At 66.1% G+C, this 15,014-nt stretch carries 12 protein-coding genes; 1 reads left to right on the top strand and 11 read right to left on the bottom strand.

From position 1 onward, the window contains the following. Positions 1 to 51: 51 nt before the first annotated feature. The 11 genes from ilvA to F3N42_RS00105 all read right to left on the bottom strand — a co-directional run bounded on the left by ilvA (position 52) and on the right by F3N42_RS00105 (position 13,535). Complete coding sequence (ilvA, locus tag F3N42_RS00155; RefSeq protein ID WP_150862352.1) at positions 52 to 1,635, bottom strand: threonine ammonia-lyase, biosynthetic; 1,584 nt, start codon at positions 1,633 to 1,635, stop codon at positions 52 to 54. Continuing rightward, positions 1,635 to 2,714: a 3-isopropylmalate dehydrogenase gene (gene leuB, locus F3N42_RS00150; protein ID WP_150862351.1), complete on the bottom strand. Its 1,080-nt coding sequence runs from the start codon at positions 2,712 to 2,714 to the stop codon at positions 1,635 to 1,637. The genes ilvA and leuB overlap by 1 nt, the downstream gene beginning before the upstream one ends. Continuing rightward, positions 2,704 to 3,282 (bottom strand): 3-isopropylmalate dehydratase small subunit, encoded by a 579-nt coding sequence (gene leuD / locus F3N42_RS00145; protein ID WP_150862350.1) that lies wholly within the window; start codon positions 3,280 to 3,282, stop codon positions 2,704 to 2,706. Before leuD ends, leuB begins: the two co-directional genes overlap by 11 nt. After that, positions 3,282 to 4,700 carry a 3-isopropylmalate dehydratase large subunit gene (leuC, locus tag F3N42_RS00140; RefSeq protein WP_150862349.1) on the bottom strand — a complete coding sequence of 473 codons (1,419 nt, stop codon included), beginning with the start codon at positions 4,698 to 4,700 and terminating at the stop codon, positions 3,282 to 3,284. Before leuC ends, leuD begins: the two co-directional genes overlap by 1 nt. Next, entirely contained in the window at positions 4,693 to 5,649 is a 957-nt protein-coding gene (locus F3N42_RS00135; RefSeq protein ID WP_150862348.1) for a branched-chain amino acid transaminase, read from the bottom strand. The genes leuC and F3N42_RS00135 overlap by 8 nt, the downstream gene beginning before the upstream one ends. 19 nt (positions 5,650 to 5,668) lie before the next feature. Then, a complete protein-coding gene (locus F3N42_RS00130; protein ID WP_150862347.1) occupies positions 5,669 to 7,225 on the bottom strand; it encodes a 2-isopropylmalate synthase in 1,557 nt (518 codons plus the stop codon). Beyond that, a complete protein-coding gene (locus F3N42_RS00125) occupies positions 7,218 to 7,523 on the bottom strand; it encodes an ACT domain-containing protein (RefSeq protein ID WP_191621127.1) in 306 nt (101 codons plus the stop codon). Before F3N42_RS00125 ends, F3N42_RS00130 begins: the two co-directional genes overlap by 8 nt. Before the next feature lie 2 nt (positions 7,524 to 7,525). After that, a complete protein-coding gene (gene ilvG, locus F3N42_RS00120; RefSeq protein WP_150862345.1) occupies positions 7,526 to 9,220 on the bottom strand; it encodes an acetolactate synthase 2 catalytic subunit in 1,695 nt (564 codons plus the stop codon). 28 nt (positions 9,221 to 9,248) lie between these two features. Further along, the gene (gene ilvC / locus F3N42_RS00115; protein ID WP_150862344.1) at positions 9,249 to 10,259 is read right to left on the bottom strand and encodes a ketol-acid reductoisomerase; all 1,011 of its coding nucleotides are present in this window, start codon (positions 10,257 to 10,259) and stop codon (positions 9,249 to 9,251) included. A 52-nt stretch (positions 10,260 to 10,311) separates the two neighbouring features. Beyond that, positions 10,312 to 11,997 carry a dihydroxy-acid dehydratase gene (ilvD, locus tag F3N42_RS00110; protein WP_150862343.1) on the bottom strand — a complete coding sequence of 562 codons (1,686 nt, stop codon included), beginning with the start codon at positions 11,995 to 11,997 and terminating at the stop codon, positions 10,312 to 10,314. Positions 11,998 to 12,290: 293 nt separating this feature from the next. Continuing rightward, a complete protein-coding gene (locus F3N42_RS00105; RefSeq protein ID WP_150862342.1) occupies positions 12,291 to 13,535 on the bottom strand; it encodes a sugar phosphate isomerase/epimerase family protein in 1,245 nt (414 codons plus the stop codon). A gap of 348 nt (positions 13,536 to 13,883) precedes the next feature. Here F3N42_RS00105 and F3N42_RS00100 point away from each other — a divergent pair, with 348 nt between their 5' ends. Then, positions 13,884 to 14,987, top strand: coding sequence for a Glu/Leu/Phe/Val dehydrogenase (locus tag F3N42_RS00100; RefSeq protein WP_191621126.1), 1,104 nt, complete (start codon positions 13,884 to 13,886; stop codon positions 14,985 to 14,987). The last annotated feature ends 27 nt before the right edge of the window (positions 14,988 to 15,014 follow it).

The following is a 15,014-nucleotide window of genomic DNA, read 5'->3' as shown; positions in this document are numbered from 1 at the left end:
CTCACCGGCCACCCACTACTTGTCACCCGTCACCCGTCACGCGTCACCAACCTACCCGGCCACCGAAACCCTGGGTTTGGCAACCGCCACCGGCGCCGCAGACAAAAACGCCTGGCAGGCCGGGTTGTCCGTCTCGTCCGTGTAGTGGTATCCCGTTTCGTCGAGGAAGGCGTGGAAGCGGTCCTCGTCGGCTTCGGGCACCAGGAAGCCGGCCAGCACGCGGCCGTGGGCGGCGGCGTGGTTGCGGTAGTGGAACAGGCTGATGGACCAGCGGCCCGCGAGCACGGTCAGGAACTCCAGCAGTGCGCCGGGACGTTCGGGGAATTCGAATCGGTACAGGCGTTCGCGCTCGCCGGTGGGCAGGCAGCCGCCGACCAGGTGGCGCAGGTGCAGCTTGGCGACCTCGTTGCGGGACAGGTCGATGACCTCGTAGCCGCGTTCGCCCAGGCGGTCTTCCAGCGTGGCTTCTGATTCGCGCAGGCGCACGCCGACGAACACGCGCGCGTCGGGCGTGCCGTTGTTGCGGTAGTTGAACTCGGACACCGAGCAGTCGCCCAGCGTGCGGCAGAACTCCAGGAAGCTGCCCGGGCGTTCCGGGATGGTCACGGCCAGCAGGGCCTCGTTGCCGTCGCCCAGCGCGCAGCGCTCGACGACATGGCCCAGGCGGTCGAAATTGACGTTGGCGCCGCTGACGATGGCGACCCAGGCGCGCTGGTCCGCGGCATCGGCGGCGGTCGCTTCCGGGTGGCGTGCGGCCCAGGCGATGGCGCCGGCCACGGCCAGGGCGCCTGCGGGTTCCGGCACGGCGCGGACTTCCTCGAACACCGAGCGAACGGCCGCGCAGACCTCGTCCACGCTGACAGTGATGACCTCGTCCAGCAGCTCCGCGCACATGGCGTAGGAGCGGCTGCCGACGATGCGCACGGCCACGCCGTCGGCGAACATGCCGGTGGCGCCGATATCGACCGGCTTGCCGGCCTCGATGGCCGCCTTCATGCTGGCGGCGTCTTCGGGCTCGACGCCGATGACCTTCGTGTTCGGGTAGATGGCCTTGACCGTGGCGGCCACGCCGGCCGCCATGCCGCCACCGCCGACGGGTATGAACACCACGGCGGGCGGTTTGGCCATCTGCTGGCCGATCTCGATACCGATGGTGCCCTGCCCGGCAATCACGTCCGGATCGTTGAATGGGTGTACGAAATACGCGCCGCTCTTTTCCACGTCCGCCATGGCCGCGGCGCAAGTAGCGTCGTAGTCGTCACCGGCCTGGACGATCTCGGCGCCCAGCGCTTCCACGGCGCGCACCTTGATCTCCGGCGTGGTGCGCGGCATGTAGATGCGCGCGGCGATACCCAGTTCGCGCGCCGCCAGCGCCACGCCCTGGGCATGGTTGCCGGCGGACGCGGCCACCACGCCGTTAGCGCGCTGTTCGGCCGGCAGCTGGTGCAGGCAGTTGTAGGCGCCACGCAGTTTGAAGGCGAATGTCGGCTGCAGGTCTTCGCGCTTCAGCAGCAGCGGCACACCGATGCGGGCCGACAGCTTCGGCGCCTTTTCCAGCGGCGTACGTTTGGCCACGTCGTAAACCTGCGCGCGAAGGGCGCGCTGCAGGAATTCGGCGGCCAGCCCCTCGCTCATCAGATGAACGCGACTTTCTTGGCGTGAATGTCGCCGAGCTGGTTGATGACGGCGTCGGCCGCCTCGTCGGTGCGCAGGTTGCCGCCGATGTCCAGCGTGCACTGGCCGGCGGAGACCGCGTTCCAGATGGCCAGCTCGACCTGGCGGGCGGCTTCACGCATGCCCAGTGAGTACTCGAACATCATGCCGACCGAGCCCAGCATGCCGAAGGGGTTGGCCAGGCCGCGGCCGGCGATATCCGGCGCGGAGCCGTGGATCGGCTCGTACAGGCCGGCCTTGCCCTCGCCCAGCGACGCGGACGGCAGCATACCCATCGACCCCACCAGAACCGAGGCCTCGTCGGTGAGGATGTCGCCGAACATGTTCTCGGTGACGATGACGTTGAACCGCGACGGGTTGGCGACGATATGCATGGCCGCGGCATCCACCAGCATGGTCTCGTAGGCCACGTCCGGGTACTTTTTCTCCATGACCTCGGCGCTGACCGCGCGCCAAAGCCGCGAGGTGGCCATGACATTGGCCTTGTCGATCATGGTCAGGCGGCCGTAGCGCGCCCGCGCCATGTCAGCGGCCATGGTGACCACGCGCTCGACTTCCTCTCGCGTGTAGGTGCAGCTGTCGCTGGCGAAATCATCGCCCTCTTCCTTGTCGCCGAAGTAGCTGCCGCCGGTAAGCTCGCGCACCACCATCAGGTCGACGTTCTTGATGCGCTCGGTCTTCAGCGGGCTGATCTCGGCCAGCGCGGGGTGCAGGCGCACCGGGCGCAGGTTGGCGAACAGCTTCAGCTCGCGGCGTAGCGCCAGCAGCCCCTGCTCCGGGCGCTTTTTGGCGTGCGGGTCGTCCCACTTGGGCCCGCCGACGGCGCCCAGCACCACGGCATCGGCCTCGCGGCACATGGCCAGCGTGTCTTCGGGCAGCGGCTCGCCGGTTTCATCCAGGGCCGCGCCGCCAATCAGGCCGGTATTGATTTCGATGCCCAGGCCGTACTGGTCGGACATCGAGCGTATGAGTTTCTCGGCCTGGTCAGTGACCTCGGGGCCGATGCCGTCACCGGGCAGCAGGACGACTTTAGCGTTCATGTTGAGCCTCGTATGCTTGGATGTTTGCCGTTTCGGCAAGCAGGAAGTCCAGGCGATCCATGCCGTTCAACAGGCAATATCGCGCAAAACCGTCGATTTCAAACGGGTATTTGTTGCCATCCGCATCGAACACGACGGTATTTTCAAGATCGATAGTCAGGTCGCGGCCATCCATGTCCAGCAGCCTTGCGTGCTGGTCTTCAGGCAGAACAATGGGCAATAACCCGACATTTTGTGAATTATTGCGGAAGATGTCTGCAATTTCACTGGATATCACGACACGGAAACCATAGGCCAGCAGCGCACGGGGCGCGTGTTCGCGTGACGAACCGCAGCCGAAGTTGCGGCCGGCCACCAGGATCGGGCTGGTCTTGCCGCGTGCCTCGTTCAGGACACAATCCGGCTTTTCGCTGCCGTCGGCGTTGAAGCGCCAGTCGGCGAAGGCGCCATCGGCCAGGCCGTCAAAGCTGGTCGCGGTCAGGAAACGCGCGGGGATGATCTGGTCGGTGTCGATGTTTTTCTGTGGCAGCACCAGCGCGCTACCGGTCAGGCGGGTAAACGCGTCCATCAGGCCACCTCCCGTGCGGCTTCGCCCCGCGGGTCGACCACGCGGCCGGCGATCGCGCAGGCCGCGGCAGTGGCCGGGCTGGCCAGCATGGTCCGCGCGCCGGTGCCCTGGCGGCCTTCGAAATTGCGGTTCGAGGTGCTGACGGCGGTCTTGCCGGCCGGCACCAGGTCGCCGTTCATGGCCAGGCACATTGAGCAGCCGGGCTCGCGCCATTCGGCGCCGGCATCGGTGAACACGCGGTCCAGGCCCTCGGCCTCGGCGGCGCGCTTGACCGACTCGGAACCCGGCACCACCAGCATGCGGGTGCCGACGGCGACGCGCTGCCCGCGCAGGATCTCGGCGGCGGCACGCAGGTCAGACAAACGCCCGTTGGTGCAGCTGCCGACAAACACGACATCCACGCCGTGGCCGTCCAGCGGCTGGCCGCCGGTGACGCCCATGTAATCCAGCGCGCGGCGGCGACCAGGCGTGTCGCCTTCCGGCACCGCCTCGCCCAGCCGTACCGACATGCCCGGGTCCGTGCCCCAGGTCAGGGTCGGCGCGATATCGGCGGCGTCAATAATGACCTCACGATCGAAGGTCGCGCCGTCGTCGCCGGCCAGCGCCAGCCAGCCTTCGGCGGCGCGTTCAAAATCCCCGCCCCGGGGCGCCAGTTCGCGCCCGCGCAGGTATTCGATGGTGGTCGCATCCGGCGCCACCATGCCGGCGCGGGCGCCGGCCTCGATGGTCATATTGCAGACCGTCATCCGGCCTTCCATGTCCAGCGCGCGGATAGCCTCGCCGGCGTACTCGATGGCGTAGCCTGTACCGCCGTTCACACCGATGGTGCGGATGATGTGCAGCGCCATGTCCTTGGCCGCCACGCCCGGGCCCAGTTGCCCGTCGACGACCACGCGCATGCTCTTCGGCTTGCGCTGCGGCAGGCACTGCGTGGCCAGCACGTAGCCGACCTCGGTGGTGCCGATGCCGAATGCCAGCGCGCCAAAGGCGCCATGGGTGCTGGTGTGGCTGTCACCGCAGACCACGGTCATGCCGGGCTGGGTGGCGCCCAGCTCGGGGCCCATCACGTGCACCACGCCGCGGTAGTCCGAACCCCAGCCTTCCAGGCGGATACCGAACTCGGCGCAGTTGCGTTCCAGGGTTTCCACCTGGGCCTTCGCCTGCGGGGTGAAGTAGTGACGCTCGCCGTCCGGGCCCGGCGGGGTGGTCGGCGTGGAATGATCGAGCGTGGCCAGCGTGCGGTCCGGCCGGCGCACCGGCAGGTCGCGCTGGCGCAGCACGTCAAACCCCTGCGGGCTGGTCACTTCGTGCACCAGGTGCAGGTCGATATACAGGATCGCCGGGGTGTCCGCACTCTCCGCGCGAACCACGTGGTTCGCCCAGAGCTTGTCGAACAGCGATTGCGGGCGATCAGCCATGGGCCACCTGTCGCTGGCCGGCGGCGTTGTCGGCGATGGGCTCGAGCCAGCCGAAGCTGTCCTCGGTCTCGCCGCTGAACAGGCCGAAGAAGGCCGACTGGATCTTCTCGGTGATCACCCCGCGTGAACCGCTGCCAATGTCCAGGTCGTCGACCGAGGCGATCGGCGTGATCTCCGCCGCCGTGCCGGTGAAGAACAGCTCGTCGGCGGTATACAGCGACTCGCGCGACAGCGGCTGCTCGCGCACCTCGTAGCCCATGGCGTGGGCGAGGCGGATGACCGTGTCGCGGGTGATGCCGGACAGGATGGCCTCGGACTGCGGCGGCGTCAGCAACACGCCGTTACGGATCATGAACAGGTTCTCACCGGCGCCTTCGGACAACGTACCGTCGGACGCCAGGCCGATACCTTCATCGTAGCCCAGGCGGTGCGCCTCCATGCTGATGAGCTGGCTGGACAGGTAGTTGCCGCCCGCCTTCACGCCCGCCGGGATGGTATTCGGCGCCACGCGCTGCCAGCTGGATACGCACACCCGCGCGCCCTTCTCGCGCGCTTCCTCGCCCAGGTAGGCGCCCCACTCGATGGCGGCGATGGCCACGTCGATGGGCGTGTTCTTGCCGGCGGCCACGCCGATGGTGCCGTAGCCACGGAACGCGATCGGCCGCAGGTAGGCGCTCTTCAGGCCATTGCGGTTGACGGTGCCGCGGCAGGCGTCATAGATCGTGTCGTAATCGTACGGGATGACCATGCGGTAGACGCGGGCGCAGTCGTACATGCGCTTGACGTGGTCGTGCATGCGGAAGCCGAACGGCTCGCCGTTCTTCTCGTACACGCGGATGCCCTCGAACACGCTGGAACCGTAATGCAGCGCGTGCGACAGCACGTGGGTGGTGGCCTCGTGCCAGGGTTTGTATTCGCCGTTGTGCCAGATGGTTTCGGTCGGTTTCATGATCGTGCCTTAATTCGTGTCAGGCCACGTGGCTACGTGGCTCGGATTCTTCGATACGCGCGTTGTTGCGGGACGCGCGGTTGATGATTTCCAGCAGTGCCTCGGCACAGGCGGCCACGATATCCGTGGACAGGCCGTGGCCGCTGTACTCGGTGCCGTCGACGCGTGCGCGCATGGTCGACTCGCCCTGCGCGTCCTCGCCCAGCGAGATGCTGCGCATGGCCAGGTTGGTCACCTCGATGTCCATGCCGGTAATCGCTTCCAGGGCCTTGACGATGGCGTCCACGGGGCCGTCACCTTCACCCGTCTGTGTGGCGGTGGTGCCGTCTTCGTGCGCCAGCGTCAGCGACGCGGTGGGCTCTTCCTCGCCGGAGACGCGGCTGACCACGCTCAGCCACTGCAGCGACCACGGACCCAGTTCGCCACCGGCCTGGTTGCCGGTGATGATGGCCTCCAGGTCGGCGTCGTAAACGCGCTTCTTGGCATCGGCCAGTTCCTTGAACTGCGCCATGATGCCGTCGATCTCGCCGGCAGCCAGCTCGTAACCCATGGCGCGGGCGCGGTCGATGACCGCGTGCTTGCCGCTGTGCTTGCCCAGGATCAGCTGCGAAGACAGCACGCCGACGTCTTCGGGCTTCATGATCTCGTAGGTCTCGCGCGAGGCCAGCATGCCGTGCTGGTGGATGCCGGACTCGTGCGCGAAGGCGTTCTCACCGACGATCGCCTTGTTGCGCGGCACGAAGTTGCCGGTCACGGCCGCCAGCAGGTGGCTGGCCATGTGCAGCTTGCGGGTGTCGATATTCGTGCGGCAGGCGTAACGGTCGGAACGCGTGCGCAGTGCCATCACCACTTCTTCCAGCGCGCAGTTGCCCGCACGCTCACCCACGCCGTTCAGCGTGCACTCGATCTGCCGTGCGCCGCCCTCGACCGCCGCCAGCGAATTGGCGACCGCCAGGCCCAGGTCATTGTGGCAATGCGTGGAAATCGTCACGCCGCCGATGCCGGGCACGGTTTCGCTCAGCCAGCGGAACAGCTCGGTCATTTCCTGCGGCGTGGAGTAGCCCACGGTGTCGGGAATATTGACGGTGGTGGCGCCGGCCTCGATCACCGCGGCCAGCACCTCGGCCAGGTAATCACGCTCGGTGCGGATGCCGTCCTCGGCGGAGAACTCGACGTCATCGCAGAAGCTGCGCGCCAGTTCCACGCCGGCCACCGCGTTTTTCAGTACCTCGGCCTTGTCCATGCCCAGCTTGTCGCGCCGGTGGATGGGGCTGGTGGCGATGAAGGTGTGGATGCGGCGGTTCTTTGCCGGCAGCAGGGCCTCGCCGGCCTTCTCGATATCCCGCGGCACGGTACGGCACAGCGCGGCGATGGTCGGGCCCTCGATCTCGCGGGCCACGGCCTGTACCGCGGCGAAGTCGCCGGGGGACGCCGCCGGGAAACCGGCCTCGATGATATCGACCTTCAGGTCCGCGAGCGCGCGGGCCACGCGCAGCTTCTGGTTGTGGGTCATGGAAAACCCGGGGCTCTGCTCGCCATCGCGCAGGCTGGTGTCGAAAATCTTGATATCAGGCATGGTGTGTTACTCCGGGTTGTTTCATTTCCACCTGCAGGACGTCATACAGGCGTTCGAGCTGCCGCTTCAGCAACTCGGCCGGGCGGTCGGAACGCACCCGGACGGACATGGCCTGGAACCGGGCCTGGCCATCTTCACAGGCATCGGCCACTTCACAGGCGAGCAGGCGAAAACCGCGCCGCTCGATCAGGCCCAGGGCACGCACGACGGCGCCCTCGACCGCGCGCAGGCGCAGGTCCAGCTGGTGGATATCGGTGGCCGCGGCGGCGGCAATGGGGGTCGCGGTAGCGGTGCTCATGATCAACGGTTCCCCATCATCTTGTGGTTGGCCTGGCCCGGCGGCACCAGCGGCCAGACGTTTTCCATCGGGTCGATGCGCACGTGCAGCAGGCGCGGGCCCTGGCCGTCGTCGGCCAGCAACCATTCCAGGCCGCCGTCGACCTCGGCCGGCTTGTCGATGGCCTTCGAAATCAGGCCGAAGGCTTCCGCCACGCGGGCGAAATCGGGGTTGTCGGACAGGTCGACCTCGCTGTAATTGCCTTCGAAGAACAGCTCCTGCCACTGCCGGACCATGCCCAGCATGGCGTTGTTCAGCAGCAGGATGCGCACGTCGATGCCGTAGCGGTTCAGCGTGGCCAGTTCCTGCACGTTCATCATGAAAGAGCCGTCGCCACAGACGGCCACGACCTTCGCCTCCGGCTTCGCCACCTTGGCGCCCATGGCCGCCGGCAGGCCGTAACCCATCGTGCCCAGGCCGCCGGAGGTCAGGTGCTGCAGCGGGTCGTTGAAACGGCAATGCTGCGCCACCCACATCTGGTGCTGGCCCACGTCACAGGCGACGACCAGGTCGTCGCGCATGCGGCTCATGTCGCGCAGCAGTTTCGGCGCGTAGATGCCCTCGCCGGGGGCGTCGTAACGCCAGGCGAATTCCTTTTTCCAGGCCTCGCACTGGTTGATCCAGGACGCGCGCGGCGGCTCAGCCGGACCCAGCTTCTCCAGCGCCGGCGCCAGTTCGCCGACGATGGCGACATCCGGCTTGCGCAGCTTCGAGACCTCGGCCGGGTCGATATCCATGTGAATGACCTGGGCCGTGGGCGCGAAATGAGTCAGTTTGCCGGTGACGCGATCGTCGAAACGGCCGCCGATCACCATCAGCAGGTCGCAGTTCTGCACCGCGTGGTTGGCTGCCTCGTTGCCGTGCATGCCCAGCATGCCCAGGAAACGCTCGTGGTCGGTGGGCAGCGAGCCCAGCGACTTCAGCGTGGCGGTGACCGGCAGGCCGGTACGCTCGACAAAATCACGAAATGCGTCGATGGCATCGGAAATGGCGATGCCGCCACCGGCGATGACCAGCGGGCGGCGGGCCTTGGCCAGCAGCTCGTTGGCCGCGGTGATGGCGGCTTCGTCGACCGGGGCGGGCTTGGGTGACGCGTGACGCGTGACGCGTGACGGTGAGTGGGTGGCGACGGAGACGTCCTTGGGGAAGTCCACCAGGACGGGGCCGGGACGGCCGCCTTCCGCGATGCGGAAGGCTTCGTCCATGATCTCGGGGATCTCGCTGACATCGCGGACCACAAAGCTGTGCTTCACCACCGGCAGGGTGATGCCGAAGATGTCGACCTCCTGGAAGGCATCGGTGCCGATCAGCGAACTGGCCACCTGGCCGGTTATCGCCACCATCGGCACCGAGTCCATGTAGGCATTGGCAATGCCGGTGACCAGGTTGGTCGCCCCGGGGCCGGAGGTGGCCATGCACACCCCGGCCCGCCGCGTGACGCGGCCGTAGGCATCCGCCGCCAGCGACGCGCCCTGCTCGTGGCGGGTCAGGTAGTGCTTCAGGCCGGAGCCTACCAGCGCGTCGTACAGCGGCATGATGGCGCCGCCGGGGTAGCCGAAAATCTCCTTCACCCCGTTGCGCTTCAGCGCCTCGATCATCAGCTGCGAACCGGTCAGCGGCTCGGCCGATGTGTCTTCGCGTTTATCCAGCAGGCTCATGGTTTTCCCCGTTCCTTAAGGCTTTCGTTCAGGCCGCTTCCTGGGCCTTGTTCTTCTTCGCCAGCCAGCTCATGCGATCACGCAGCTTGCTGCCAGTGGACTCGATCGGATGCGCGCGACGCTTGGTCAGCATGGCCTGGTAGCCATTGGAGCCGGCCGCGTACTCGTCCATCCATGCCTTGGCGAAGGTGCCGTCCTGGATGTCGGTCAGTACGTCCTTCATGCGCGCCTTGACGCTGTCATCGATGATGCGCGGGCCGGAAACCAGGTCGCCGTAGGCCGCGGTGTCGGAGATGAACTCGTACATCTTGTCCAGGCCGCCTTCGTACAGCAGGTCGACAATCAGCTTCAGCTCGTGCAGGCACTCGAAGTAGGCCGCTTCCGGCTGGTAGCCGGCTTCCACCAGCGTGTCGAAGCCGTGCATGACCAGCTGGGCGGTGCCGCCGCACAGCACGGCCTGCTCACCAAACAGGTCGGTCTCGGTTTCCTCGGCAAAGGTGGTGTCCAGCACGCCGGCGTGGGTGCCGCCCAGGCCGTGGGCGTAGCTCAGCGCGCGCTCGGCAGCTTCGCCGGAGGCATCCTGGTAGACCGCGCGCAGGCACGGCACGCCACGGCCTTCCTGGTACTGGCGACGCACCAGGTCACCCGGGGACTTGGGCGCGACCATAGTGACGTCGATGTTCTTCGGCGGCTCGATGGCGCCAAAGTGCACGTTCAGGCCGTGGGCGAACAGCAGCGTGTCGCCATCCTGCAGGTGGTCCTTGATCTGCTCGAACACCGCCGGCTGCACCATGTCCGGCACCAGCATGGAAATGTGCTGGGCTTTCGCGGTTGCCTCGGCGAAATCAAAGACCTCGAAGCCGGCGGCTTCGGCGGCTTTCGCGGTCGGGCCGCCCGGGCGCGCTCCGATAATCACGTTGTAGCCGGAATCGCGCAGGTTGTTGGCGTGGGCGCGACCCTGTGAGCCGTAGCCCAGGACCGCCAGGGTCTGGCCTTCGAGTGCGTCGCGCTTTACGTCTTCGGTGGTAAACAGTTTCATCGTTCAGTCCTCTCTAAATAAATGCGTTTTCAGTGTGTTCAGGGTTAATCGGTTATTCGCCATGCGGCACGGTGACGGCGCCTTTCGACGCGGAGCCCACCAGCCGGGCGTACTTGGCGTAGACGCCGGCGGGTGCCGGCTTCTTCAACGGCTCGAAGCCGTCGCGGCGTGCGTCCAGGTCGGCATCGACGCGGATTTCCTGGTTTTCCACGTCCAGGGTGATGCGGTCGCCGTTGCGAACCAGCGCGATCGGCCCGCCCATCGCGGCTTCCGGGGCCACGTGGCCGACCATGAAACCGTGGGTGGCGCCGGAGAATCGTCCGTCCGTAATCAGCGCCACGGAATCGGACAGGCCACGACCGGCGATGGCGGCGGTCACCGCCAGCATCTCGCGCATGCCCGGGCCGCCTTTCGGGCCTTCGTAACGGATGACGACCACGTCGCCGGCTTCCACCTGGCCGGTCTGCACGGCCTGGAATGTGGCTTCCTCGGAATCAAACACCTTGGCCGGGCCTTCGAAATGCAGGATACCGTGGCCGGCGAGTTTCACCACGCAGCCTTCCGGTGCCAGGTTGCCGAACAGCACGCCGAAACCACCGCGCGGCTTGAGCGCGTGCTCGATGTCATAAATGACGTCCTGGGATTCCGGCTCCGCCAGGTCGGCGGCTTCCTCGCCCAGGGTGCGGCCGGTGACAGTCAGCGTGTCGCTGATCTTGCCCGCGGCCAGCAGGCGACGGACCACGGCCGGGGTGCCGCCGGCTTCGAACATGTCTACGGCCAGGTACTTGCCACCGGGCTTCAGGTCGGCAATGACCGGCGTGGCGGCGGAGATTTCGTCCCACTCATTCAATTCGAAATCCACGCCCATCTCGGCGGCGACCGCCAGCAGGTGCAGTACGGCATTGGTGGAACCGGCCGTGGCGCAGGTGGCCGCCGCGGCGTTGCGCAGCGACTCGCGAGTGATCAGCTGGTCCGGCGTGCGGCCCGCGGCCAATGCGTCCATCACCCAGCGACCGGCCTGGCGGGCGGCACCGATCTTGCCCGGGTGCACGGCGGGAATATCGTTCAGGCCCAGCGGCGACAGGCCCAGCATGGTCAGCGCCAGCGCCATGGAGTTGGCGGTGAACTGGCCGCCGCAGGCGCCGGGGCCCGGCAGCGCCGCCTTCTCGATGCCGTCCAGTTCCTCGTCGTCGATGGTGCCGGCCGCGTGCGCGCCGACGGCCTCGAACACGTCCTGGATGGACAGGTCGCGGCCCTTGTAGCGGCCCTTGCCGATGGAACCGCCGTACAAAATGACGCAGGGCAGGTTCAGTCGCGCGGCGGCCATGGCGGCGGCCGGCAGGGTCTTGTCGCAACCCACCAGGATCACCAGCGCGTCCAGCGAGTGGCCACCCACGGCCAGCTCGATGGAATCACAGATGGTCTCGCGCGACATCAGCGACGCGCGCATGCCCGGCGTACCCATGGTGATGCCGTCGGTAACGACGATGGTGTTGAACTCGATGGGCGTGCCGCCGGCCTCGCGGATGCCTTCCTTCACCGGGGTGGCCAGCGCGCGCAGGTGGATGTTGCACGGCGTGACCTCGCTCCAGGTGTTGACCACGGCCACCATCGGCCGCGCCAGGTCGTCGTCGCCCAGGCCGGTGGCGCGCAGCATGGAGCGCGCTGGCGCACGGGCCGGGCCGCTCTTCATGATGTCGCTGGTCTGCGCACCGTTGTTCTTTTTGTCGTCACTCATGATGGTTTCATTTGTTCCGGTTTTTCAGGTCCATATAAGTAAAAACCCCGCGTCCTTTCGGTTGCGGGGTTCTGATGTCTTTGCTTGTTTTGCTTACGCGTAAACGCCAACCCCGGCTGTAGTCGGAATAATAAGTACGAGTACCAGGAGGAGCGTGGCGTGCGCGCCGCGCAGACGCCCGAGCGCGGCCAGGTGGCCCCTCGTGTCCGTTGCGAATTGGCGCGTGCGCTTAATCATGTGTCGTGTTATCGCCGTTCTGGAAAACGATGTCAACCGTTTTATTTGTAACTGTTTTACGACCGGTAGGCCTCGCGCCCGACACCCTGCACCGGTATACCCAGTGACGGCATGACCTCGTTCTGCAGCGCGTACATGGCCGCGGCCGCCTCGTCGATGGCCTTCGTAAAGGCAATGGAACCGGCCAGTATCGGCTTCAGCTTCTCCTTGTCCTGGATACGCGCGGGCGGATATTCGTGCTCCACGACCAGGTACATCTCGGCAGGATCAATGTCCAGCAGCTCGCGTGCGGCCAGCTGGTGATCCAGCCAGTCCACGGTGCGGTTCTGCAGGTAAGCCAGCGGGTCGTGGCGGGCGGTGCCCGGCAGCTCGTGCTCGCACAAAGCGACCTGCTTCTTCCACGCGTTCAGGTGATCAGCCGGATTGTCCGAAGGCTTGCCGTTGACCCAGTCGCCGCGCTCCATGGTCTGGCCGCCGTAGCCCCAGGCGGACACGCCCTTCGAGTCCACCACCTGGCCTTTCACATGGAAACCGTCGACCAGGAAGGCGTAACCCTCGTCCTTCAGGTACTGGAACATCGAGCGTGTGTCCTGGCCCATCAGCACGGAGTGCGACGGGTCGTAGTGCACGCGGAACTGGTCGCCCACCCCGTGCTTCTCGCAGATGCGGTGCAGCGCGATCCACGGCCCCGGCGCGTAGGCGATGTTGTTGTGCCAGCGGTCCTTGACGGTCCAGCCCGGCATCGGGCACTGCTCGACACGGTAGGTCAGCCCACGCGCCTTCGCCTCTTTCAGCAACGGCACGAAGACCTCTTCGAACATGACCAGGTTCTCGTCCATTTCCAGGTCGTAGTTGCGGCCGACAAAACCGCAGACGGCATCGGTGCCCATCAGCACCGCGGCGTCGAAAATCCGCAGCATGAAATCGTGCTTGGCCTGGCGAGCGCTGTCATCGGCGACCAGCATATTGTCGAAATAGCCGAGATCAGACAGGCCCACGCCGGTCTGCTTCATGGCGGCAATGACGCGGTCGGCACGCTGCTGGTTGAACGGCTCGCGCAGGTCCAGGTGATTGGCCACCGGGTCCAGCATGGCCTCGGCCGGCACGTCGGTGACGCTGGGGTGCAACGCCGCGGAAAGCTGGATGTAGGGCGAGCCGATTTCCGCGGAAAACTCGAGCCAGTCCTCGATCGCAAGATCCGGGTCGGCATCACGCTTCTCGCGCGGCGTCAGCTCCTGGAACGCGGCCGTCAGGACACTGATCTTCATCGCTTTGGGCTCAAACGGTGCGGTATCACTCATCAAATGCTCTCCAACCTGGCCATCGCATTCGGAATCCTGCGATGTATTTTTAGGGCCCACGAATAAACCACAACCGCCCCGCCCCTCGCAAGCACGCCTCGCGTCACATGTCGCGCGTCACGCGTCACGCGTCACCCGTCACCCGTCACGCGTCACCCGTCACCCGTCACCCGTCACCCGTCACCCAAACTAGTTTCTTTTGATACAATTTCCAGCCGACCCGGGCCGGCTCAGCTTTTCTGCCCGTCGATTTCTTCATCCCGGACGTGCTCCAGCATGCCCCAGTGGCGAACTGTCGCCCGCGTGGACACGCCCGGTAGACCATAAATGTTGGAGATTCCTATCCTCATGGAACTGTTCGAAACCATCCAGACCACCGAGCACGAGCAGATCGTGTTCTGCAACAACACCGACGTCGGCTTGAAAGCCATCATCGCCATTCACAACACCACGCTGGGCCCGGCCCTGGGTGGCCTGCGCATGTGGCCGTACGCTACCGAGCAGGAAGCGCTGAACGACGTGCTGCGCCTGTCTCGCGGCATGACCTACAAGGCGGCGGTGTCCGGCCTGAACCTGGGTGGCGGCAAGGCCGTGATCATCGGCGACCCACGCCAGGACAAGTCCGAGGCGCTGTTCCGCGCCTTCGGCAAGTTTATCGACACGCTGAACGGCCGTTACATCACCGCCGAGGATGTCGGCATCGATGTGAACGACATGGAATTCATTTTCCAGGAAACCAATAACGTGGTCGGCGTGCACGAAGTCCACGGTGGTTCCGGCGACCCGTCGCCGTTCACGGCGTTCGGCACGCTGCAGGGTATCCGCGCCGCGCTGGTGGCCAAGTTTGGTGATGACGATGTCGGCAAGTACAGCTTCGCCGTTCAGGGCGCCGGCCATGTCGGCCACCACCTGGTCAAGTTGCTGCGCGAAGCCGGTGCAAAGATCTTCGTCACCGACATCAACGAGGAAGCCGTGGCCCAGGCCGTCGACATGGGCGCCGAGGCCGTGGGCCTGGATGACATCTACGATGTCGACGCCGACGTGTTCAGCCCCTGCGCCCTGGGCGCGGTGGTCAACGAGAACACCATTCCGCGCTTCAAGTTCAAGGTGGTGGCGGGCTCCGCCAACAACCAGCTGGCCAATGACGCGGCCGGTGACGAGCTGGAAAAGCGCGGCATCCTGTACGCGCCGGACTACGCGGTCAACGCCGGCGGCCTGATGAACGTGTCGATCGAATTCGAAGGCTACAGCGAGGAACGTGGCTACCGCATGACGCGCGCGATTTACTACAACCTGAAACGCATCTTCGAAATCGCCGAGCGCGATGGCATCCCCACCTATCAGGCGTCCGACCGCATGGCCGAGGAGCGCATCGCCATCCTGGGCAAGATCAAGATGCCGCACATGGGTAAGCCGCACCGTTTCCCCGGCCGGGAGCGCAACAGCGGCTGACACATTCACGCGCCATACTGGACAGGC

It is taken from the genome of Marinihelvus fidelis (assembly GCF_008725655.1).
Taxonomy (GTDB): Bacteria; Pseudomonadota; Gammaproteobacteria; order Xanthomonadales; family SZUA-36; genus Marinihelvus; species Marinihelvus fidelis.
This window is presented reverse-complemented; position numbering and strand designations above follow the sequence as displayed.